Genomic DNA, 21,427 nt, shown 5'->3' with positions numbered 1-21,427 from the left:
CTCAGTGACCTTCCTTGAGCGCGCCGTCAGCCTCGACCGTCAGCGCAAACAGCGCGCCGTGGCCGACTTCGACATTGAGCAACTGTTCGCGCGGCAGACCACGTGCCTGCGCGAGCAACAAGCGCATCACGCCGCCGTGGCTGACCAGCAGAATCCGTTCGCCGGCGTAAGCCGCCTGCAACCGCGCGACCGCCGCCAACACCCGCGCGGAAAACGCGCTGACCGGCTCGCCCTGCGGTGGCGTGAAGCCATAGGGATCAGCCCAGAACAGCCCCAGCGCTTCAGCATCCGTTTCCATCAACGCCGCCGCGCTCTGCCCTTCCCACGCGCCGAAATGCAGCTCTTGCAGATCCTTGTCCAGATGCACGGACAGGTTCAATTGCTCGCCGAGTTCAGCGGCGAAGCGCGCGCAGCGCTGCAATGGCGAACTGACAATTCGATCCCACGGCCCGCCGTCGACCACCGCTGCACGCATCTGCGTCCAGCCGTTTGCGGTCAGCGCATCGTCGAGGCTGCCGCGCAAGCCGCCGCCGAGTTCCGTTTCGCCGTGGCGCAGCAGATCCAGGCGCAGACTCATGCCGGGCGATCCGCCACGGCTGCTTCGGCGAACGTCGCCATTTGCCCGTGCAGGTCACAGGCCAGACACAACAACGGCACCGCCAACGCTGCGCCACTGCCCTCGCCCAAGCGCAGGTCGAGTTCCAGCAACGGTTCGGCGCTCAAGGTTTCCAGCACATGACGATGGCCCGGCTCGGCACCGCGATGGCCGAACAACAGCCACTGGCGACAGGCCGGATTCAAGCGCACCGCGACCAGCGCGGCGACCGTGCAGATAAAGCCGTCAACCAGCACCGCAATGCCTTCCTGCGCGCAGGCCAGATAGGCGCCGACCAACGCGGCAATCTCGAAACCGCCAAGATTGAACAACGTCTGCAAGGCATCGCCACGCTGTGCGGCATGCAGCGCCAGCGCGCGTTCGATGACTTGCGCCTTGTGGCTGACGCCAGCGGCATTCAGCCCGGTACCGGGGCCGGTCAGGTGCGCCACCGGGCAATCGAGCAAGGCACAGGCCAGCGCACTGGCCGCCGTGGTATTGCCGATGCCCATCTCGCCGCCGATGAACAACTGGGTGCCGGCGGCTTTCGCGCGCAAGACGCTGTCGCGACCGGCCTGCAAGGCCGATTCGCCCTGTGCCTGAGTCATCGCTGCGCCCTGAGCGAAGTTCGCCGTTCCCGCGCCGATGTTCAGATGGCGCACGCCGGGCAAATTCAGCGTCGGATTCACCGTGCCCAGATCGACCACTTCCAGTTGCGCACCGAGCTGACGCGCCAGCACGCTGATCGCCGCGCCGCCGCTGACAAAGTTGAGCAGCATCTGCCCGGTGACTTCCTGCGGATAAGCCGATACGCCTTCGGCTACCACGCCATGGTCGCCAGCGAAAATCGCGATCCAGACTTGTTCCAGCGTTGGCTTGAGCTGACCTTGCAGACCGGCCAGTTGCACGGCCACCGATTCAAGGCGCCCCAGCGAACCGGCCGGTTTGGTCAGTTGCTGCTGGCGCTCGGTCGCTTGCGCGATGATGTCCGAGTTCACGGTTTTGCACGGGTTCAGCCACCAGGTCGGGCTCATAACGCAGATCCTTTCAAAGTCAGGGGCAGGCCGGCGACGGTCAGGACAACTCGCTGACAGCGCTCGGCCAGAGCTTGATGCAGCCAACCGGCTTCATCGACATAGCGGCGAGTCAATTCGCCCAGCGGCACGACACCCATTCCGGTCTCGTTGCTGACAAAAATGATTTCACCCGGCAACGACGCCAGGCAGTCGAGCAGCGCTTCACGCTCGGCGGCGAGACGTTCGGCGTCGTCGAGCATGAGCAGATTGGTCAGCCACAGGGTCAGGCAATCGACCAGCAGGCAGCGCTCGGCGCCAGCGGATTCGCGCAGCACGCGGGCCAGTTCCAGTGGCTCTTCGATCAACGCCCATTCGACCGGGCGGCGCGCGCGGTGATGGGCGACGCGCTGGTTCATTTCGCCGTCGAGCGGTTGGCTGGTGGCGATGTAGGTGACCGCCAGATGGCTGTCGCTGGCGAGTTTTTCCGCCAGACGACTCTTGCCGGAGCGGGCGCCGCCGAGGATCAGTTGGAGCATGGGTTCATCCAAAAATGTGTGGTGAGACAACCGGCCCCTTCGCGAGCAGGATCGCTCCCACCGTTGATCGCGTCTCCCTGTGGGAGCGAGCCTGCTCGCGAAGAGGCCAGTCCAGACAACTCAAATCCCGCAGAGCTGACGCAACAGCCCGGTATCCAGATGCTTCTCCACCAGATCTGCCAGCCGTTCGATGTCGCGTTCGCGCAAGCCGTGGTAATCGACTTCCTGCACATCACTCAACCCGGCCCAGCGCAGCAACGCCGCGCTCGCCTCGGGGGATTCGAACAAGCCGTGCAGATAGGTGCCAAACACCTGACCATCGGCACTTTGCGCACCATCGCAACGACCGTCGTCCAAATGTACCGCCGGATTCTCCAGCGCCGGCCCGCTGGTTACGCCAGCGTGTATTTCGTAACCGCTGACTGCGGCGCTTTCCAACGCCAGCCGCCCGCGCACGTTGCGCAATTGCTTCTCGGCTTCGAGTTGCGTTTCGAACGCCAGCAGCCCCAGACCGGCGCTGGAGCCGGCAGCGCCTTCCAGCCCAAGCGGATCGTGTACTTGCTCACCGAGCATCTGCAGACCGCCGCAAATCCCCAGCACCTTGCCGCCGTAGCGCAGATGCCGATTGATCGCAGCGTCCCAGCCGTTGGCGCGCAGATAAGCCAGATCACTGCGCACGCTTTTCGAGCCCGGCAGGATGATCAGGTCGGCGGCGGGAATCGCCTGCCCCGGGCCGACAAATTGCAGATCCACCTGCGGATGCAGACGCAGCGGGTCGAAATCGGTGTGATTGCTGATGCGCGGCAGCACCGGCACCACCACTTTCAAGACCTGTTCGGCCTTGTCGGTCTGGCGTTGGTCGATGCCGTCCTCGGCTTCAAGGTGCAGGTCCATCACGTAGGGCAGGACGCCGACCACCGGTTTGCCGGTGCGCTGTTCCAGCCAGTCGAGGCCCGGTTGCAACAAGGCGATATCGCCACGAAAGCGGTTGATGATGAAGCCTTTGACCCGCGCCTGCTCGCTCGGTGAAAGCAATTCCAGCGTGCCGACCAAATGCGCAAACACGCCGCCGCGATTGATGTCGGCGATCAGCAGCACCGGGCAATCCACCGCTTCGGCAAAGCCCATGTTGGCAATGTCGCCGGCGCGCAGATTGATCTCCGCCGGCGAACCGGCGCCTTCGACCATTACCAACGAGTACGCAGCGCTGAGTCGCTCGTGCGAGGCGAGCACCGCTTGCATCGCGATGGCCTTGTAATCGTGATAGGCGACGGCGTTCATCGTCGTCACCGCGCGGCCATGAATGATCACTTGCGCGCCGGTGTCGCTGTTGGGCTTGAGCAGCACCGGGTTCATGTCTGTGTGCGGTTCAAGACCGGCCGCTTGCGCCTGCACTGCCTGCGCGCGGCCGATCTCGCCGCCGTCAGCGGTGACTGCGCTGTTGAGCGCCATGTTCTGCGGTTTGAACGGCACCACCGCCACGCCCTGGCGAGTGGCCCAGCGGCACAACGCGGTCACCAATGTGCTTTTGCCGGCATCGGACGTGGTGCCTTGCACCATCAGAGTGGTCATGGGTGGTCCTTGGCGAATGCTTGCAAAGCCTGTTCGAGACGCAGCTCTTGCGCGGCATCGGCTGGCAGGCCGAAACGCACGCTGCTGTTGTGGCTGAACAGGCGCAGGAGGATGCCGCGCCGGGCGAGGAATTCGTGCAGCGCTTCGGCGTGCTCGGTGATCAGCCACTGAAACAGCGCGCAGCCACCCTGCGGTGCAAAACCGCAACGGGTCAGCAGCGCCGCCAGCCGTTCGCTCGCTTCATCGCTACGAATCCGCTGACGGGTGTGACCCTCGGTGTCTTGCAGGCACGCCGTACCGAGTACCCGCGTCGGCCCGCTCACCGCCCACGGCCCGACCTGTTCGGCGAGCAGTTTGAGCAACTTGCGCTCAGCCAGAACGAAACCGAGGCGCACCCCGGCCAGACCGAAAAACTTGCCGAACGAACGCAACACCACCAGCCCGACCTGATGCGCATAGGGCGCCAGGCTCAGTTGCGGTGTGTTGTCCATGAATGCTTCGTCGACCACCAGCCAGCCGCCGCGTTGCGCCAGCCGCGCATGCCAGTCGAGCAGGCGTGCCGGGGTCAGGCTGAGGCCGGTCGGATTGTTCGGATTGACTACCACCAGCACATCGAGACTGTCGAGAAAGAACTCGACTTCCTGCTCGAGCACTTCACGGACGATGTAACCGCTGCGCCGCCAGGCTTCGGCATGCTCGGCATAGCACGGCGACAACACGCCGACCTTGCCGGCCCGGCGCAGACGCGGCAGCAACTGGATAGCCATTTGCGAGCCGGCGACCGGTAGCACCTGCGCGGCGCCGTAATAATCGCAGGCGGCCTGTTCCAGTCCGTCATCGGTTTCCGGCAAGCGCGCCCAGGCGCGTAGCGGGATCTCCGGGATCGGGAACGGCCATGGCGCGAGGCCGCTGGACAGGTCAAGCCAGTCGGCCTCGGCAATCCCGTAATCGAGTGCAGCCTTGCGCAGCCGGCCACCGTGCTCAAGCATAAAATTCCGCCCCCAGGCAAAGCATCAGCAGCCACAACCATACGCCGCGCTGGACCAATTGCCAGCCACGGTCAATGGAATCGGCATCCGCCGGCGCACCTTCGCCCAGTTGTGGGCGCTCATGCAGTTCGCCGTGATAGATCGCCGGTCCACCCAACTCGACGCCGAGCGCACCGGCACCGGCCGCCATCACCGGGCCGGCGTTAGGGCTGTCCCACTGCGGCGCCTGGGTGCGCCAGCACTTCAGCGCGAGGCGGGTTTTGCCGAGCAGCGCGTAGGTCAATGCCACCAGACGCGCAGGAATGTAGTTCAACACGTCGTCGATTTTCGCCGCCGCCCAGCCGAAACGTTCGAAGCGTTCGTTGCGATAACCCCACATCGCATCGAGGGTATTGCTCAAGCGATACAGAACCACGCCCGGGGCGCCGGCGACGACAAACCAGAACAGCGCAGCGAACACCGCATCGCTGCCGTTCTCCAGCACCGACTCAGTCGCGGCACGGGCCACGGCAGTGCTGTCGAGTTCATCGGTCTGGCGGCTGACCAGATAACCGACACGCTTGCGCGCCTCGTCCAGATCATCGGCGCGCAACGCAGCCGCGACCGGTGCGACATGTTCGCCGAGGCTGCGCATGCCGAGGGCGCAATACAGCGCGAGAATCTCGACAATCCAGCCCACATAGGGCGCCCAGGAAAATGCTGTGGCGAGCAAGGTCAGCGGCAGCACCGCGAGCACCCACGCGGTCACACCGTGGCTGCGCCAGCCCCGGCCGCCGGCGTTGAAGCGTTGCTCGATGCGCCCGGCAAAATTGCCGAACGCCACCAGCGGATGCCAGCGTTTCGGTTCACCGAGCAGCGCATCCAGCGCTACTGCGGCGACACTCAGCAACGCCACACTCATTGACTCACTCCCCAATAATTTTCGTACAGCAACTCGTTGAGCGGCCGCGCCTGCGCCCAGCCTTCAAGTACCAGCATCGGCGCCGGATAGAATTCCTTGACCGGGCCGAGACACAACACCGCCAGCGGTTTCGCACCGGCCGGCAATTTGAGCAAATCCGCCAAGGCTTGCGGTTCGAACAACGAAACCCAGCCCATGCCCAGGCCTTCGGCACGGGAGGCCAGCCACAGATTCTGGATCGCGCAGGACAGCGAGGCCATGTCCATTTCCGGCAACGTGCGCCGACCGAAGATGTGTTTTTCGCGATCGTCCATCAGCGCTGCGACCAGCACTTCGGCGCAATCGTTGATGCCTTCGACCTTGAGCTGCATGAACTCATCGCTGCGCTCGCCAAGGGCTTCGGCAGTGCGGATGCGCTCTTCTTCCACCAGATCGCGGATCTGCCCGCGCAGAGCACGATCGCTGATGCGGATGAAGCGCCAGGGCTGCATCAGACCGACGCTCGGCGCTTGATGAGCGGCTTCGAGCAGACGACGCAGCAGTTGCGGCTCGACGCTGCCGCCGGTGAAGTGGCGCATGTCGCGGCGCTCGGCGATTGCCTTGTAGACCGCTGCGCGCTCGGCTTCGGAGAATGTGTTGTCGGTCATGGCCCCATCGCTGGCAAGCCAGCTCCCACAGGAGATCGCATTTCTTCAGGAAGCTCACCATTCACTGTGGGAGCGAGCTTGCTCGCGAAGCCGGCCTCACTGTCTGGCGCAAACAATGCCGCAATCGCAGTCGGATTCGATGGGAAATAAAAGTGCACGTACGACGCCGTCATCCGCCCCTCGCGATAAACCGCCTCAGCGCCGCGCCCGCCATTGGGACTCAGCCCACGGGCAATCGGCGTCAGCGCTGTGGTGGTCAGGGAATGATGATAGGTATGCCCACGCAACTCCCCTTCCGGCAATTCAACCGCCTGCAACGCCAGCGCCGCCAGACGCTTCTGCATCACCGCCTCGCCCTTGAGCAAACCGACCAGCTCAGCACGGGTGCCTTCCACGTCAGTCAGCGAATCAAGCAGGTAAAGCATGCCGCCACATTCGGCGAGCAAGGGCTTGCCCGCCGTATGGTGCGCGCGGATCGCCGCCAGCATCGAGGCGTTTTGCGCCAGCGCGACGTGATGCAACTCTGGATAGCCGCCCGGTAGATACAGGCTGTCCGCCTCGGGCAATTGCGTGTCGCGGATCGGCGAGAAGAAGCGCAATTCGGCGCCCATCGCCCGCAGCAGATCGAGACTGGCGCCATAGGTGAAGGCAAAGGCTTCATCGCGGGCAACGGCGATGCGCACACCTTTTAATAGAGGCTCGGCGGCGATGATCTCAGGCGCGGCGAATTCTACGGCGGGTGGCAGCGCGACCTCGCAACTGCTGGCCAGCGCATCGGCGGCCGCGTCGAGGCGCAGATCCAGATCATTCAATTCGCTGGCCTGAACCAGGCCGAGGTGGCGGCTCGGCAATTCGATACCGGTTTCGCGGGACAGCGCACCGTACCAGCGCAGACCTTCGGTGAGGCTGCCTTCGAGTAATTGCGCATGGCGCAAGGTGCCGACGCGGTTGGCCAGCACGCCAGCGAACGGCAAGTCCGGCTGATACTTCGCCAGGCCCAGCGCCAAGGCGCCAAAGGTCTGCGCCATGGCGGTGCCGTCGATCACGCCGAGCACCGGCACACCGAAGTGGCGCGCCAGATCAGCGCTGGATGGCGTGCCGTCGAAAAGGCCCATCACCCCTTCAATCAGAATCAGGTCGGCTTCGGCGGCGGCTTCCCACAACAGCCGGCGACTTTCCTGCTCGCCGACCATCCACATGTCCAGTTGATACACCGGCGCACCGCTGGCGCGCTCGAGGATCATCGGGTCGAGAAAGTCCGGGCCGCATTTGAACACGCGCACCTTGCGCCCCTGATTGCGATGCAAACGGGCGAGTGCGGCGGTGACGGTGGTCTTGCCCTGACCGGAGGCCGGCGCGGCGATCAACACCGCGGGGCAGTGACGTGGTGGCTTCAAAGTTCGACGCCTTTCTGCGCTTTGATCCCGGCCTGGAAGGCGTGCTTGAGCATGCCCATCTCGGTAACCGTGTCGCCCATCTCGATCATTTCCGGCTTGGCGCCGCGACCGGTGACCACCACGTGCTGCATCGGCGGGCGCGCTTGCAAATCGCTGAGCACCTGATCGAGATCGAGGTAGCCGTGCTTGAGGGCGATGTTCAATTCATCGAGCACCACCAGACCGATCGAAGGGTCGCGCAACAATTCACGCGAGACTTCCCAAGCGGCGGTCGCAGCGGCGATGTCGCGCTGACGATCCTGGGTTTCCCAGGTGAAGCCTTCGCCCATGACGTGGAAACGCACCTGCTCGGGGAAGCGGCGGAAAAACAATTCCTCGCCAGTGCTGTTGCGGCCCTTGATGAACTGCACCACGCCGCACTGCATGCCGTGGCCCATCGCGCGGGCGAGCATGCCGAACGCCGAGCTGCTCTTGCCTTTGCCATTGCCGGTCAGCACCAGCACCAGGCCACATTCGTCGGGCGAGCTGGCGATGCGTTCGTCGATCACGGCCTTCTTGCGCTGCATGCGCGCCAGATGGCGTTCGTCACGCTCGGGGGAATCAGTCATGGGGGGAGCTCTCCGTTGAGGCTGGATAACGGCGGGCAGGCACAAGAATAGACGGCAAAAAGCCTGGCATCGCCCACCGTGATGCCGCTGAGATGGATCAGGCCGGTCTCCGGGCTCATGAGCGGCGTTTCGCCGGACTGCGCGCCTTCCCGCTTCTTTCGAGGCAGTGGCTCAAGGCGCAGTTTTCACTCATTTACCGTTGCGGGGGCAGCGCCGGGATCGTCGTGGCTTCGCTTGAAGACCACCCTCACCGGCTTCCCTGTTTCACTCTGTCGACGCGGGGCCACAGAGCACCTGAAACAAGCGGCGAAGGTTAGAGGGTTGGGGGTGGAGCGTCAATTGAAGAGGCGCTTTGCGCGCGAATAACTGCCGCTGATCCATTGTGCAGCGGCAATCTTGTGCCAGACTGCGACAAGTGATATCAAAGAGCCATGCTTTTCCCGAAAAGCCCACTACAACAATAAGGATGACGACGATGCAAGGCATGATCATCAGCAACCCGCGCCTGGAATTTCTGCGCCCGGTGCTGGAACGCTGGTTTGACTGTATCGATCGCTACAACACTGTACGCGGCGACAACGACACGCCGTACTGGCACGACGAGAAAGCCAATCTCGGCCTGCTCGCGGCAGCGGCGTGGATGGCTGAAATGGTCACGCTGAACGACACGGCCACGCGCAAACAGAACGAAGAAGGCGAACGCAATGCTCGCGCCGACCTGCTGATTGCCGGCGCCGAAGACCGCGCGTTCATTCAGGCCACGCAACGCTGGCCACGGGTCAACAACCTCAACCTGACCCAGGCACTGCTCGACGTCACCGCTGATGCCAAGCGCATCAGTTACGCCAGCGATCTCAAGCTCGGCTGCCTCTTTGTTGCTCCGCAAAAACCTCAGCACAGCGCCAGCCCCGAAGAATTGCAGGACATGGTCGACGACCTGCAAAAGGAACACACCTGCGCCCTGGCCTGGTATTTCCCCTACGCCTATCGCAAATTGCACAGCGACGCGGGCAACTATCATCCGGGCATCGCCATGCTGTTCAAGGAAGCCCGCGGTTGAGCAGTTGAACCATCGGGCCTGCGCCCTCCTCTATGTTTAGGAATGCATTCATAGGGAAGATCAGCAATGCGCAAGGCCCAACTCGCTCTTATCATCGCCGTCGCTGGCGGGCTCGCCGCCTGCGGTGAAACCTCCAGCCTGCAAGTCTCCGACGGCACCGGCCCGTCACCGAAACTGCCCGAACCGAACAAGACGCTGATCCCGACAGTCAACATCGCCCCGGCGGTGGGCTGGCCGGACGGCGCGAAACCGACCGCAGCGGCCGGCACCCAGGTCGCCGCGTTTGCCGAAGGCCTTGATCACCCGCGCTGGCTCTACGTGCTGCCCAACGGCGATGTGCTGGTGGCGGAGACCAATGCGCCGCCCAAGCCCGATGACAGCAAAGGCATTCGTGGCTGGGTGATGAAGAAAGTCATGGGCAAGGCCGGCGCCGGCGTGCCCAGCCCGAACCGCATCACCCTGCTGCGTGATGCCGACCACGACGGCGTCGCAGAAACCCGCACGGTGTTCCTGCAGAACCTCAATTCGCCGTTTGGCATGACGCTGGTCGGCAACGATTTGTACGTTGCCGACACCGACCGCCTGCTGCGCTTCAACTACGAGCCGGGCGCCACCGAGATCAAGACCCAACCGATCAAAGTCGTCGACTTGCCCGGCGGCACGCTGAATCACCACTGGACCAAAAACGTCATCGCCAGCAAGGACGGCAACAAGCTCTACGTCACCGTCGGCTCGAACAGTAACGTCGGCGAAAACGGCCTGGATCAGGAAGAAGGCCGCGCGGCGATCTGGGAAGTGGATCGTGCGACCGGCAATCACCGGATCTTCGCCTCGGGTATCCGCAACCCCAACGGCCTCGCCTGGGAACCTACCAGCGGCGCATTGTGGACAGCAGTCAACGAGCGTGACGAAATCGGCAGCGATCTGGTGCCGGACTACATCACCTCGGTCAAGGACGGCGGCTTCTATGGCTGGCCGTTCAGCTACTACGGCCAGCACGTCGATGTGCGGGTCAAACCGCAGAATCCTGATCTGGTGGCCAAGGCCATCGCTCCGGATTACGCGGTCGGTCCGCACACCGCTTCGCTGGGCCTGACCTTCGCCGATGGCAACCGCTTGCCGGCGCAATTCAAGGAAGGCGCATTCATTGGCCAGCACGGCTCGTGGAACCGCAAACCGCACAGTGGCTACAAGGTGATTTTCGTGCCGTTTACTGGCGGCAAGCCGACCGGGCAGCCGGTGGATGTGCTGACCGGTTTCCTCGACAAGGACGAGAACGCGCTGGGCCGCCCAGTTGGCGTGGTCATCGATCAGCAAGGTAGCTTGCTGGTGGCGGATGATGTCGGGAACAAAATTTGGCGCGTTTCGGCCAGCAATTAAGCTAAGCGCAACGCAAAAAAAGTGGGAGCGAGCCTGCTCGCGAAGCGGTGTATCAGTCAAATCATTGTCGACTGACACTCCGCCTTCGCGAGCAGGCTCGCTCCCACATTTAGTTATGCATACGCACTAGGGGTTATGCGCCAGCTGCCCCGGCTGCAACACCCGCTTGGCGCTCAGATACGCCTTCTGCCAATACGCCTTCGACAGGCTATCGAGCTTGACCGTGCCGCCCGTGGCCGGCGCATGTACGAAGCGCCCCTCGCCGACGTAAATCCCCGCATGACTGACCTGCGAGCCGCCATTGGTGGCGAAGAAAATCAGGTCGCCGGTCTGCAAGCCTTCCTTGCCGACATTCGGCGCCTGCATGACGATCATTTCGCGGGTCGAGCGTGGCAGCGAAATGCCCGCCGCGTCGCGGTAGACGAAACCGATCAGACCACTGCAATCGAAACCGGAATCTGGCGTGTTGCCGCCCCAGCGATACGGCGTACCGACCAGGCCGAGGGCACGGAACAACACGTCTTCAGCAACGGGGGAAAAAGCCTGGGAGGGAGCGAACACGATCGGCGCGCGAACCACGGGGGCTGGCGGCGGTGTGCGGCTGGCGCAGGCGCTGAGCAGCGCGGCGCAAAGGATCAAGGTGAGGCGGGCCGACATCGTCATAAGCAGAACATCCTGATCTGGCTGCGGCTTTCTCTGCCGAATGGACAGAAACAAAACCGCCTGCGTCATCACGCAGGCGGTTTGCCATCAATATAGATTCAGGATTCTAGCGGCTACGCGACAAACTTCAAGTAAGACTTTAACTTCACCTTGTAAAGTTTAGGTCTACTCCGTTGCCGTGCCGTTTTGTCGCCGCGAACGCAGCGACATCGCGCTTACTTGCGAGCGGTGACCACGGTTGGCGCCATGGCGAGTGCACGCTTGGCTTCGATGAAAGTCTTGCTCCAGTAGCTGTCACCCAGGCTGTCGATGCGAACACCGCCGCTGCGACGACTGCTGGAGTGAATGAACTGGTTGTCACCCAAGTAGATGCCGGCGTGACTGACACGACCGCGACGACCATTGGTGGCGAAGAACAGAAGATCACCCGGCTCAAGGTTGCTGCGCGAAACCAGCGGCGCATCAACGTTGATCATTTCGCGAGTGGAGCGCGGCAGGTTCATGCCCGCCTCTTCACGGAACAGGTAACCGATGAAACCGCTGCAATCGAAACCGGCTTCAGAAGTACCGCCGAAACGGTAACGGGTCCCAATCAGGGACATACCGCGTTCGAGGATGCTGTCAGCCAGTACAGGAAGCTGATAAGGCTTGCTGCCGTTGAACTGGTTGAGTTCTTTTTCGGTGTCCAGCTCTTCCTGGTAAATAACGGAAGACTGGGCGGTAGCAGAATTCTTGACCTGTTGCGGCGGCTCTTGAACCGGAGAATGAGCAGCACAACCGAATAACAGGGTAACGAGTGCGAGAGGCACGAGGGGTGCGAAGCGCTTTAGCATGGGCACGACCGTGGCTGATAGTTGTAAAGAAGCCGAGACTATGCCCGCTATCGTCCTCATTTGCAAATTCAATCGAACTTTATGTGACTTCCCGGTTTCGCGTTTACATCTAAGCGCGTAACTCGTCTGGCCGGTGAATCGGCGCAGGGACGCGGGTTTTCTGGCGCCTGAAAGCTGGCAAAAGCCCACTACTACCAGCCAAGAGTTTCCTTGAGGAAGGGAATGGTCAGCTTGCGTTGCGCTTGCAGGGACGCCTGATCAAGCTGCTCGAGAAGATCGAACAGCGCGCTCATGCTGCGTGTGCCGCGAGTGAGAATGAAGTGCCCGACTTCATCGGTCAGGTGCAGACCGCGACGGGATGCGCGCAATTGCAGCGCACGCAATTTGTCTTCATCGGAGAGTGGGCGCATCTGGAAGATCAGCGCCAGGGTCAGGCGCGATTTCAGGTCGGCCAGCTTCACTGGCAATTCGCGCGGCGAAGTGGACGCGGCGATCAGCAGGCGCCGGCCGCTGTCACGCAGACGATTGAACAGATGAAACATCGCCTCTTCCCAGTCGGCCTTGCCGGCAATCACCTGCAAGTCATCCAGACAGACCAGTTCGTACTGCTCAAGGTTGTCGAGGATTTCCACGCCGCGGTCCATCAACTCGGCCAGCGGCAGATACACCGCCGGTTCGCCCATCTGCTCGAAGCGCAGGCACGCGGCCTGCAACAGATGCGTGCGCCCGACGCCGTGTTTGCCCCACAGGTAGATCAGGCTCTCCGTCCACCCGGCGTCGGCTTCGCAAAGACGCTCGACATAGCCGAGTGCAGCGGCATTGGCGCCTGGGTAGTAGTTGATGAAGGTGGCGTCGTCACGCAGACGCACACCTAGGGGCAGCTGAATCGGTTTCATGCTGACTGAACAGTTCTCAAAGGAACCGTTAGTGGCCTCTGTGTAAAGTTGGCGAAGTTTATACCCGTGAGGCTGAGCGCACAATGCGACAGACCCCAAGCAAAATCAAAGGTTTGCGTTGACGCAGCGGTTTGATGACAGATTCTCTGGCGCCCTCGCTCGAACGAAACGCGGCAGCCCGGCCAAGCGCCGGGCCGCCCGCGCCATCACAGCTCAGGTTCGTCAACGCCGCTGTAGATCCCGGAGTCCTTATACAAGTCGTGGACATGACGCACCAGCACCATGATCACCGCCGCCACTGGCAACGCCAGCAGCACGCCGGTAAAACCGAACAGCTCGCCACCCGCGAGGATCGCGAAGATCACCGCCACCGGGTGCAAGCCGATGCGGTCCCCGACCAGCAGCGGCGTCAGCACCATGCCTTCCAGTGCCTGACCGACCATGAACACTGCGACGATCCCGACCATCGGGTACAGATCGCCCCCGAACTGGAACAATCCGGCGATCAATGCCGCACCGATGCCGATGACAAAACCCATGTACGGCACAATCGCCGCGAGCCCGGCAATCAGGCCGATCAACAGCCCCAGTTCCAGACCGACGATCATCAGGCCGGCGGCATAAATCACCCCCAACGCAACCATCACCAGCAACTGCCCGCGCACGAACGCGCCGAGCACTTCGTGGCACTCGCCCGCCAGCGCAACCACGCGCTCTTCGCGATCACGTGGGAGCAGGCTGCGGATCTTGCCCATCATCACGTCCCAGTCGCGCAGCAGATAGAAGCTCACCACCGGAATCAGCACCAGGTTTGCCAGCCAGCCGATCAGCGCCAGGCTCGAGGCCGTCGCCTGACTCAGCACCACACCGACGATGTCGGTGGTCTGGCCCATGTGCTCGCTGATCGCGGCTTTGACTTTATCGAACTTCCAGAAGCCGTCCGACAAACCAAGCTTCGCTTGCGCCCACGGCACAGCGGTGTGCTGCAACCAGTCGAGCATCTGCGGCGCCAGCTCGTACAGACGCAGCAACTGCTTGGCGAGCATCGGTACCAGCACCAGCATCAACGCCGTGACGATCAAGGTGAACAAGGCAAACACGGCAATCACGCCCCAGGTTCGCGACAGCCCGAGCCGCTCCAGACGATCCACCAGCGGATCGAACAGATAAGCCAGCAACAACGCGACCAGAAACGGCGTGAGGATCGGATGCAGCAACCATACAAACGCGCAAAGCAGGACTACCCCACCGAGCCAGAACCAACGCCGCGTATCGGCCATTTACCACTCCTGATGCTTCTATATAAGGAAAGACTTACCAGCGAAACCGCAACGACGGTGCCGCCGCTGCCGGGGCTGGCGCTGGCGCTGCAACCGCAGGCGTACCATCCGCCGCTGGCTGGGCAGGCGCCACCGGAACCGGCGCTTCGGCCGGCAGCTCCTGCAACTTCGCCAGCGACAATTGCGCGCGCAACTGATCGGCGCTGCCATTGACCCGATAGACGATCCGATCGCCCTGCACGCTTTGCAGACGCACGCCGAACGGTTCGAGTAACCGCAGCAGCGCCGCATAATGCTCCAGATTCATGCCCTGCACTTCCAGCGTCTGCTGACCCGATGCGCCGGGTTTGGCGACGAATCGCGGCGCCAGACGCTCGGCCACCGCCAGCATCACCGCATCGGCAATCGCAGCCTGATCGGCGCCCTGCACGCTGCCGGCCTCTTTCTGATCACCGAGCCACAAGCGCCATTTTGCCTGCCACTGTCCGCCCTCTTCGCGGGCATGCACCGCCAGCAAGGCGTCGGCGTTGTAGCGCTCCGAAGCACTGCGCAAGGGCGCGGGGTCAGCGCTTTCCAGCGCGGGTGCGGTGGCAACCAATTGCTCGCTGAGATCAGCCAGCGGCAAGCGCAGTGGCAAACCGCGATGTTGTGCGGCCGTGCGCAATGCTGAGGCTGCGGTTTGACCGTCACCGACCAGGCTCGCACCTTCAGTTGAATCGTTCAGCCACCAGCCGAGGATCGACGGTCGACTGGCGCCCCACACCGGCAACCCGGCCCGGCGCAAGGCCTGCTCGGTGGTTGCCGGATCGAAATCGACTTTCAGCACTTCCGGTGGCCCGGCATCGAAACCGAACTGGCTGATGATCTGCTGCGGATCCTTGCGGATCGGCGCCAGCCCCGGGTTCTGCGCGGCTTTCGGGTCGCCGGTCAGGCGCAGCACCAAGGTATCGAGCGCCGCCTGCGTGGCGCGATCGCGCTCTTGCGGCGCCTGGCCGTTGACTGGCTGACGCACCTGATACAGCCCTTTGAGGTTTTCGGCATGGCTCGCCAGGCTGACCAGCGTCAGGCAGCCTACAAACAATAATTTACAAAAACGCATGGAAAATTCCCGTCGACAGGAGCGGCTGGAACACGCCGCGTGAACCGTTTGAGCAAGGCTGTGACCCCCACCCCTGGCAAAACATTCACACGGTGGCGGTAAGTTTTTGCACAGTCCTAACGATAGACGGTTAATCGCCACACCTTATACAGGCAGTCATACCCTGCGATTGCAAAAAATTTCCGCCGATATGGCCCTGCCCGTCGGTGCGAGGATGGCCGCTGCCCCTCAAGCCTGATAAAATCGCGCGCCTTCGCAGACCGGCAACAGCCGGGCCCCTCGAAACTCGCGTGAGGCGATCGCCCATCGAGTTCGATGTTCCCGCTGAACTCGGTCGTTACCCCCTGAATCCCCTCCCCTAAAGGCCTGGATCATGAGCAAGCAACCCTCCCTGAGCTACAAGGACGCCGGTGTAGACATCGACGCCGGTGAAGCATTGGTCGAACGCATCAAGAGCGTCGCCAAGCGCACTGCGCGCCCGGAAGTCATGGGCGGCCTGGGCGGTTTCGGCGCCCTCTGCGAAATCCCGGCCGGCTACAAGCAGCCGGTGCTGGTCTCCGGCACCGACGGCGTCGGCACCAAGCTGCGTCTGGCGCTGAACCTGAACAAGCACGACAGCATCGGCATCGACCTGGTCGCCATGTGCGTCAACGATCTGGTGGTGTGCGGCGCCGAGCCGCTGTTCTTCCTCGACTACTACGCCACCGGCAAACTGAACGTCGACACCGCTGCCCAGGTTGTCACCGGCATCGGCGCTGGTTGCGAACTGTCGGGTTGCTCGCTGGTCGGCGGCGAAACCGCTGAAATGCCAGGCATGTACGAAGGCGAAGACTACGACCTGGCCGGCTTCTGCGTCGGCGTCGTGGAAAAAGCGGAAATCATCGACGGCTCGAAAGTCGCCACCGGTGACGCCCTGATCGCCCTGCCATCGTCCGGCCCGCACTCCAACGGCTACTCGCTGATCCGCAAGATCATCGAAGTCTCCGGTGCCGACATCGAGAACACCCAGCTCGACGGCAAACCGCTGACCGACCTGCTGATGGCCCCGACCCGCATCTACGTCAAGCCACTGCTCAAGCTGATCAAGGACACTGGCGCTGTGAAGGCCATGGCCCACATCACCGGTGGCGGCCTGCTCGACAACATTCCGCGCGTACTGCCAAAAGGCGCGCAAGCAGTGGTTGACGTGGCCAGCTGGACTCGCCCGGCCGTATTCGACTGGCTGCAGGAGAAAGGCAACGTTGATGAAACCGAGATGCACCGCGTATTGAACTGCGGCGTCGGCATGGTCATCTGCGTGGCTCAGGAGCACGTCGAAGTGGCCCTGAACACCCTGCGTGACGCCGGCGAGCAGCCTTGGGTCATCGGTCAGATCGCCGTGGCCGCCGAAGGCGCTGCGCAGGTCGAGCTGAAGAACCTCAAGGCTCACTGATGCCAAAGCCCTGTGATGTCGTGGTGCTGTTGTCCGGCACCGGCAGTAACTTGCAGGCTCTGATCGACAGCACGCGGACCGGCGACAGCCCGGTCCGCATCGCTGCGGTGATTTCCAACCGCGCCGACGCCTACGGCCTGCAACGCGCCCGCGACGCGGGTATCGCCACCCGCTCGCTGGATCACAAGGCATTCGAGGGCCGCGAGGCCTTCGATGCCGCGCTGATCGAACTGATCGACCAATTCAACCCCGAACTCGTGGTACTGGCCGGCTTCATGCGCATTCTCAGCGCTGATTTCGTGCGTCACTACCAGGGTCGCCTGCTCAACATCCACCCGTCGCTGCTGCCCAAATACAAAGGGTTACACACTCATCAGCGCGCGCTGGAGGCCGGCGATACGGAACATGGCTGCTCCGTGCACTTCGTCACCGAGGAACTCGATGGCGGACCACTGGTCGTACAAGCAGTATTACCGGTAGAGTTGCACGACACGCCGCAGAGTCTGGCGCAACGAGTCCACGCCCAGGAACACCTGATCTATCCGATGGCAGTACGCTGGTTTGCCGAAGGCAGGCTGACACTCGGTGACCAGGGTGCTTTACTCGACGGTCAGCCACTCGCCGCCAGCGGCCACTTGATTCGACACTAGGAGATATTATGCGTCGCGCCCTGCTCTTCGCTTGCGCTCTGCTCGCCCTGCCCTTCGCGCAGGCAGCGGACCTTCAACCGTTCTCCGCCAGCTACACCGCCGACTGGAAGCAGCTGCCCATGAGCGGCACCGCCGAACGCAGCCTGACCAAGGAAGCCGACGGCGTCTGGAAGCTCAGCTTCAAGGCCTCGATGATGATCGCCAGCCTGACTGAAGAAAGCACCCTGAAGCTGGACAAGGACACGCTGCTGCCGCAGTCCTACCACTTTGAACGTGGTGGTCTGGGCAAAGCGAAAAAAGCTGATCTGGACTTCGACTGGGCCAATAAACTGGTGACCGGCACCGACCGTGGCGACGCGGTGAAGATCCCGCTGAACCGCGGCATGGTCGACAAGTCGACCTATCAACTGGCGCTGCAGCACGACGTTGCCGCCGGCAAGAAAAGCATGAGCTATCAGGTGGTTGATGATGGCGAAGTCGATACCTACGACTTCCGCGTGCTGGGTTCGGAAAAGGTCGACACCAAGGCCGGCCAGATCGATGCGATCAAGGTCGAGCGCGTGCGCGATCCGACACAAAGCAAACGCATCACCGTGCTGTGGTTCGCCAAGGATTGGGATTACCTGCTGGTGCGCCTGCAACAGGTCGAGACTGACGGCAAGGAGTACAACATCATGCTCCAGGACGGTACGGTCAACGGTAAGACTGTCAAAGGCAGCTGATCCGTCGCAAGAACAGAGAGCCCCGCGAATGCGGGGCTTTTGTTTATCTGTTCGATGATACTGCGCGGCGGCCCTACCCCTCACCCCAGCCCTCTCCCGAGGGAGAGGGAGCCGACCGAGGTGTCTGCCGCTAACCATCGACCTGAGAAACCGAGTCGAATATGGATTCCAAAGCATCGCACGATTAGTCCCCTCTCCCTCCGGGAGAGGGTTAGGGTGAGGGGCTTTTGAAGGTCAAACTCACACCGAAAACCGCGCCACCATCCCGTTCAGATCCACCGCCAACTTCGACAACTCCTGACTCGCCGCACTGGTCTGATTGGCCCCAGCCGATGTCTGCATCGCCAGATCACGAATATTCATCAGGTTGCGATCCACCTCCCGCGCCACCGCTGCCTGCTCTTCCGAGGCGCTGGCGATGACCAGATTGCGCTCGTTGATCAAGGTAAACGCCGAGGCAATTTCCTCCAGGGCCGAGCCTGCGCTCTTCGCCAGCTCGAGGGTCGAGCGCGCCCTTGAGTTGCTTTGCTGCATCGAACTGACCGCTGAATCGGTGCCCTGCTGGATCCCGCCGATCATTTGCTCGATTTCCTGGGTCGACTGCTGGGTGCGATGCGCCAGCGCCCGCACTTCATCTGCCACTACTGCAAAGCCACGCCCGGCATCACCGGCGCGCGCGGCTTCGATCGCAGCGTTGAGGGCGAGCAGATTGGTCTGTTCGGCGATCGAGCGAATCACGTCCAGCACTTTGCTGATGCCATGAACCTTTTGCGCCAGCGCCTCGACCTGCGCGGCATTATTGGTGACATCGCCAGCGAGAAACTCGATCGACGTCACCGTCTGCTGCACTTGCTCGCGCCCTTGCCGGGCGATGCGGTCGGACTCGCGGGAAGCTTCGGACGTGGCCACGGCGTTGTTCGCCACCTCTTCCACCGCTGCTGTCATCTGATTGACTGCGGTAGCGGCCTGCTCGATTTCCTGGCTCTGCTGATGCAGGCCGCGAGTGGCATCTTCGGTGACGCTGCTGAGTTCTTCGGCGGCCGAGGCCAACTGCGTCGACGACTCGGAGATGCGCCGGATCGTGTCGCGCAGATTGTGCTGCATGCTTTTCAGCGCTTGCAGCAGGCGCGCCGGCTCGTCTTTGCCAACGATGTGAATGTCGCCGGCCAAATCCCCACCGGCCACCACTTCGGCCACGCTGAGCGATTGCGACAATGGCACGACGATGCTGCGCGTCAGCAGCAACGCCAGGCCGACAGTAATCAGCGCAGCCATGGCGATCATTACTGCGACCCATAGCCGCGATTGCTTGAACACCAGCCGCGCGGCCTCAGTGGCCAGACCGGCATTCTGTTTATTCAACTCGACCAGCTCACGCAAAGTGGCGGCGATTTCATCGGCCAGCGGGCTCATCTGATCATTGAGAATCGTCGCAGCCTCAGCGACCCGATTCTGCGCCGACAGCTGTAGGACTTGTGCCTGAAGCTCAAGGTATTTGTGCTCGGTGCCCTTGAAGCGTTCGAACAATACGCGCTCTTCCGGCAAAACGATCAACGCGTCATAACGCTGCTGCGCTTCGCTCAAGCCACTGCGCAGTTCGTCGAGCTTGGCGACATTCTGCTCCAGTGCCTTGGGGTCACGGTTGAGCAACAGGCGCATGGTCAGTGCACGCAGACGCAGCATGTCCTGACTCATCTCCCCCACCGCCATCACGCTTGGCAGCCAGTTGTTGTCGACTTCATCGGACTGCGCTCGCATGTTCGACATTTGCAGCAAGGCGAACGCGCCGAGGGCAAACACCATCAGGGCCAGCAGGCCGAAACCGAGACCGGCGCGCGGGGCAATATTGAGACTACGGATATTCATCACTCTGGCTCCTTCCAAAAGCGCTGCATCAGCCTGCAGCGGGTTGCTTTAGAAGGTATCGGCATTGCCGTGAAATTGCGTAAGACGAAAAAGCGATAGGCAGACGAGCGGCTAGTCCGAACTCATGGCTTTGACGTTTCAGCGCGGAGCAGCGGATTTTTCTGTGTTGCGCGGCAATATTGCCAGGAAGTTATCGCGCGCGACTTTGCGCGCCACCCCTTCCGGCAGCGCATCGAGAAACGGCTTGTAGCTGTGCATTTCCTGACCAAGCTTGTTGAACCGTCCTACCACGTCAGAGCCGAGCATGAAGCGCTCGGGATACTTTTCCACCAGCGCCAGCCATTCGGCGCGCGGCTTGCCCTGCTCGTCGAGCAGATACGGCGTGAGCATGCTCCACGAGAGGTCGATAAACAGATTCGGATAAGCCTCAAGCATGCGCGTCAGGGTTGGCAGGAGAAACGGCAACTGGGTCTGATGCCGATGGATCTCGGCGCTGGTGCCGGCATGCGCCCAGATGAATCGCGTGTGCGGATGATTGCGCAGCGGCTCTTCGACTTCCTTCAGGTACAGCGGATTTTTCTCACGCTTGGAGGTGATGTTGGAGTGCAGCATCACCGGCAGATCGTTTTCCGCAGCGAGGTGATAGATCTTGGTCATTGCCTCGTTGTTCGCTCGAGGCGTGTCGCCGGAGGTCAGCGCGGTCAGGTCATCGTGTCGGGTGAACACCTCGCCGATGCCCTGCCACAACCCCGGATACAGATCGAGCATGCGCTGGATGTGCGCGGCGGAATTCTTGTCATTGGGATTGAAGCCGGACAGGAACGGATGAAAGTACTGGCGCTGCTCCGGCGCAAGTTTTTCCACCGCATCGGCAATGATCACATCGGTGGCGCTGTACCAATAGGCATCGGCGTCATCACCGGCGTAATAACGCGGGCGCTTGGGTTCGTCTTCGTGCCATTTCTTCGCCACGGGAATGCCGGAAATCATGACGTGCTCGATGGAATTGTCCTTCATGGCCGTGAGCAATTTCTGCATGCCGGCGCTTTCCTGGAAAAAATCCACGTAATGCAGGTGCGCATCGCTGTAGGTGTATTCGCGGGCACTGGCGCTGCCAGCGAACAGCAGCAGACAGGCAAGACTCAGACGAGACAAGGACACAAGTAATCTCCGGCAGATGGGCATAGCCTAGACCGCGCCCGAACGACAAGGGTTCATCCCTGCTGAAAAGCGGAACGCCCACTGCCGGGAATGCTCTATAACTGCAAGGTCTGCTTTGATCGAA

21 protein-coding genes and 1 riboswitch are annotated in these 21,427 nt (G+C 62.2%); of the genes, 5 read left to right on the top strand and 16 right to left on the bottom strand.

The window, feature by feature from the left end; genetic code table 11:
- Nucleotide 1 precedes the first annotated feature (1 nt).
- From cobC to cobO, 9 genes are all read right to left on the bottom strand, one after another.
- A complete protein-coding gene (gene cobC, locus PSH90_RS07920) occupies nt 2–577 on the bottom strand; it encodes an alpha-ribazole phosphatase family protein (protein WP_150741323.1) in 576 nt (191 codons plus the stop codon).
- Nucleotides 574–1,629 (bottom strand): nicotinate-nucleotide--dimethylbenzimidazole phosphoribosyltransferase, encoded by a 1,056-nt coding sequence (gene cobT / locus PSH90_RS07915; protein ID WP_305382476.1) that lies wholly within the window; start codon nt 1,627–1,629, stop codon nt 574–576. Before cobT ends, cobC begins: the two co-directional genes overlap by 4 nt.
- Nucleotides 1,626–2,147, bottom strand: a complete 522-nt coding sequence (gene cobU / locus PSH90_RS07910; RefSeq protein WP_150741322.1) for a bifunctional adenosylcobinamide kinase/adenosylcobinamide-phosphate guanylyltransferase — start codon at nt 2,145–2,147, stop codon at nt 1,626–1,628. The genes cobT and cobU overlap by 4 nt, the downstream gene beginning before the upstream one ends.
- A gap of 120 nt (nt 2,148–2,267) precedes the next feature.
- Nucleotides 2,268–3,719, bottom strand: a complete 1,452-nt coding sequence (locus PSH90_RS07905) for a cobyric acid synthase (RefSeq protein ID WP_252879678.1) — start codon at nt 3,717–3,719, stop codon at nt 2,268–2,270.
- Nucleotides 3,716–4,708, bottom strand: coding sequence for a threonine-phosphate decarboxylase CobD (gene cobD, locus PSH90_RS07900; RefSeq protein WP_150636724.1), 993 nt, complete (start codon nt 4,706–4,708; stop codon nt 3,716–3,718). The genes PSH90_RS07905 and cobD overlap by 4 nt, the downstream gene beginning before the upstream one ends.
- Complete coding sequence (gene cbiB / locus PSH90_RS07895; RefSeq protein ID WP_041479543.1) at nt 4,701–5,609, bottom strand: adenosylcobinamide-phosphate synthase CbiB; 909 nt, start codon at nt 5,607–5,609, stop codon at nt 4,701–4,703. Before cbiB ends, cobD begins: the two co-directional genes overlap by 8 nt.
- Nucleotides 5,606–6,256, bottom strand: coding sequence for a 5,6-dimethylbenzimidazole synthase (gene bluB, locus PSH90_RS07890; protein WP_024012169.1), 651 nt, complete (start codon nt 6,254–6,256; stop codon nt 5,606–5,608). Before bluB ends, cbiB begins: the two co-directional genes overlap by 4 nt.
- Nucleotides 6,253–7,653, bottom strand: coding sequence for a cobyrinate a,c-diamide synthase (locus PSH90_RS07885; protein WP_305382475.1), 1,401 nt, complete (start codon nt 7,651–7,653; stop codon nt 6,253–6,255). Before PSH90_RS07885 ends, bluB begins: the two co-directional genes overlap by 4 nt.
- Complete coding sequence (cobO, locus tag PSH90_RS07880; protein ID WP_150636720.1) at nt 7,650–8,261, bottom strand: cob(I)yrinic acid a,c-diamide adenosyltransferase; 612 nt, start codon at nt 8,259–8,261, stop codon at nt 7,650–7,652. The genes PSH90_RS07885 and cobO overlap by 4 nt, the downstream gene beginning before the upstream one ends.
- An 82-nt stretch (nt 8,262–8,343) precedes the next feature.
- A riboswitch (cobalamin riboswitch) is annotated at nt 8,344–8,574 on the bottom strand.
- A 162-nt stretch (nt 8,575–8,736) separates the two neighbouring features.
- Between cobO and PSH90_RS07875 the strand changes: the two genes are divergently transcribed.
- Together PSH90_RS07875 and PSH90_RS07870 are read left to right on the top strand one after the other, a co-directional pair.
- Nucleotides 8,737–9,321 (top strand): hypothetical protein, encoded by a 585-nt coding sequence (locus PSH90_RS07875; RefSeq protein WP_305382474.1) that lies wholly within the window; start codon nt 8,737–8,739, stop codon nt 9,319–9,321.
- A 66-nt stretch (nt 9,322–9,387) separates the two neighbouring features.
- On the top strand, nt 9,388–10,701 hold the full coding sequence (locus tag PSH90_RS07870) for a sorbosone dehydrogenase family protein (protein WP_305382473.1): 1,314 nt from the start codon (nt 9,388–9,390) through the stop codon (nt 10,699–10,701).
- Between the two features lie 126 nt (nt 10,702–10,827).
- Here the strand turns inward: PSH90_RS07870 and PSH90_RS07865 are convergent, their stop codons facing one another.
- From PSH90_RS07865 to PSH90_RS07845, 5 genes are all read right to left on the bottom strand, one after another.
- A complete protein-coding gene (locus PSH90_RS07865; protein ID WP_041479547.1) occupies nt 10,828–11,364 on the bottom strand; it encodes a C40 family peptidase in 537 nt (178 codons plus the stop codon).
- Between the two features lie 215 nt (nt 11,365–11,579).
- Nucleotides 11,580–12,197, bottom strand: coding sequence for a C40 family peptidase (locus PSH90_RS07860; protein ID WP_016773699.1), 618 nt, complete (start codon nt 12,195–12,197; stop codon nt 11,580–11,582).
- A gap of 191 nt (nt 12,198–12,388) precedes the next feature.
- Nucleotides 12,389–13,093 (bottom strand): DnaA regulatory inactivator Hda, encoded by a 705-nt coding sequence (gene hda / locus PSH90_RS07855; RefSeq protein ID WP_007919828.1) that lies wholly within the window; start codon nt 13,091–13,093, stop codon nt 12,389–12,391.
- Between the two features lie 206 nt (nt 13,094–13,299).
- Nucleotides 13,300–14,373, bottom strand: a complete 1,074-nt coding sequence (locus PSH90_RS07850; RefSeq protein ID WP_095180755.1) for an AI-2E family transporter — start codon at nt 14,371–14,373, stop codon at nt 13,300–13,302.
- Between the two features lie 34 nt (nt 14,374–14,407).
- Nucleotides 14,408–15,472, bottom strand: coding sequence for a DUF2066 domain-containing protein (locus PSH90_RS07845; RefSeq protein WP_305382472.1), 1,065 nt, complete (start codon nt 15,470–15,472; stop codon nt 14,408–14,410).
- 373 nt (nt 15,473–15,845) lie between these two features.
- On the opposite strand from PSH90_RS07845, the gene purM reads away from it, so the two are divergent.
- Genes purM through PSH90_RS07830 form a run of 3 tightly spaced genes read left to right on the top strand, consistent with a single transcriptional unit; the run spans nt 15,846 to nt 18,276 of the window.
- The gene (gene purM, locus PSH90_RS07840; protein ID WP_016773695.1) at nt 15,846–16,904 is read left to right on the top strand and encodes a phosphoribosylformylglycinamidine cyclo-ligase; all 1,059 of its coding nucleotides are present in this window, start codon (nt 15,846–15,848) and stop codon (nt 16,902–16,904) included.
- Nucleotides 16,904–17,554, top strand: coding sequence for a phosphoribosylglycinamide formyltransferase (gene purN / locus PSH90_RS07835; protein ID WP_150741314.1), 651 nt, complete (start codon nt 16,904–16,906; stop codon nt 17,552–17,554). Before purM ends, purN begins: the two co-directional genes overlap by 1 nt.
- A gap of 8 nt (nt 17,555–17,562) precedes the next feature.
- A complete protein-coding gene (locus tag PSH90_RS07830) occupies nt 17,563–18,276 on the top strand; it encodes a DUF3108 domain-containing protein (protein WP_056783915.1) in 714 nt (237 codons plus the stop codon).
- A 240-nt stretch (nt 18,277–18,516) separates the two neighbouring features.
- Here PSH90_RS07830 and PSH90_RS07825 read toward each other — a convergent pair whose 3' ends face one another.
- Together PSH90_RS07825 and PSH90_RS07820 are read right to left on the bottom strand one after the other, a co-directional pair.
- Entirely contained in the window at nt 18,517–20,142 is a 1,626-nt protein-coding gene (locus PSH90_RS07825) for a methyl-accepting chemotaxis protein (RefSeq protein WP_305382471.1), read from the bottom strand.
- A gap of 138 nt (nt 20,143–20,280) precedes the next feature.
- Nucleotides 20,281–21,327, bottom strand: coding sequence for an amidohydrolase family protein (locus tag PSH90_RS07820; RefSeq protein WP_370695116.1), 1,047 nt, complete (start codon nt 21,325–21,327; stop codon nt 20,281–20,283).
- Nucleotides 21,328–21,427: the final 100 nt, after the last annotated feature.

Origin of the sequence: Pseudomonas sp. FP1762 (genome assembly GCF_030687105.1) — a bacterium.
GTDB classification, from domain to species: Bacteria; Pseudomonadota; Gammaproteobacteria; order Pseudomonadales; family Pseudomonadaceae; genus Aquipseudomonas; species Aquipseudomonas siliginis.
This window is presented reverse-complemented; position numbering and strand designations above follow the sequence as displayed.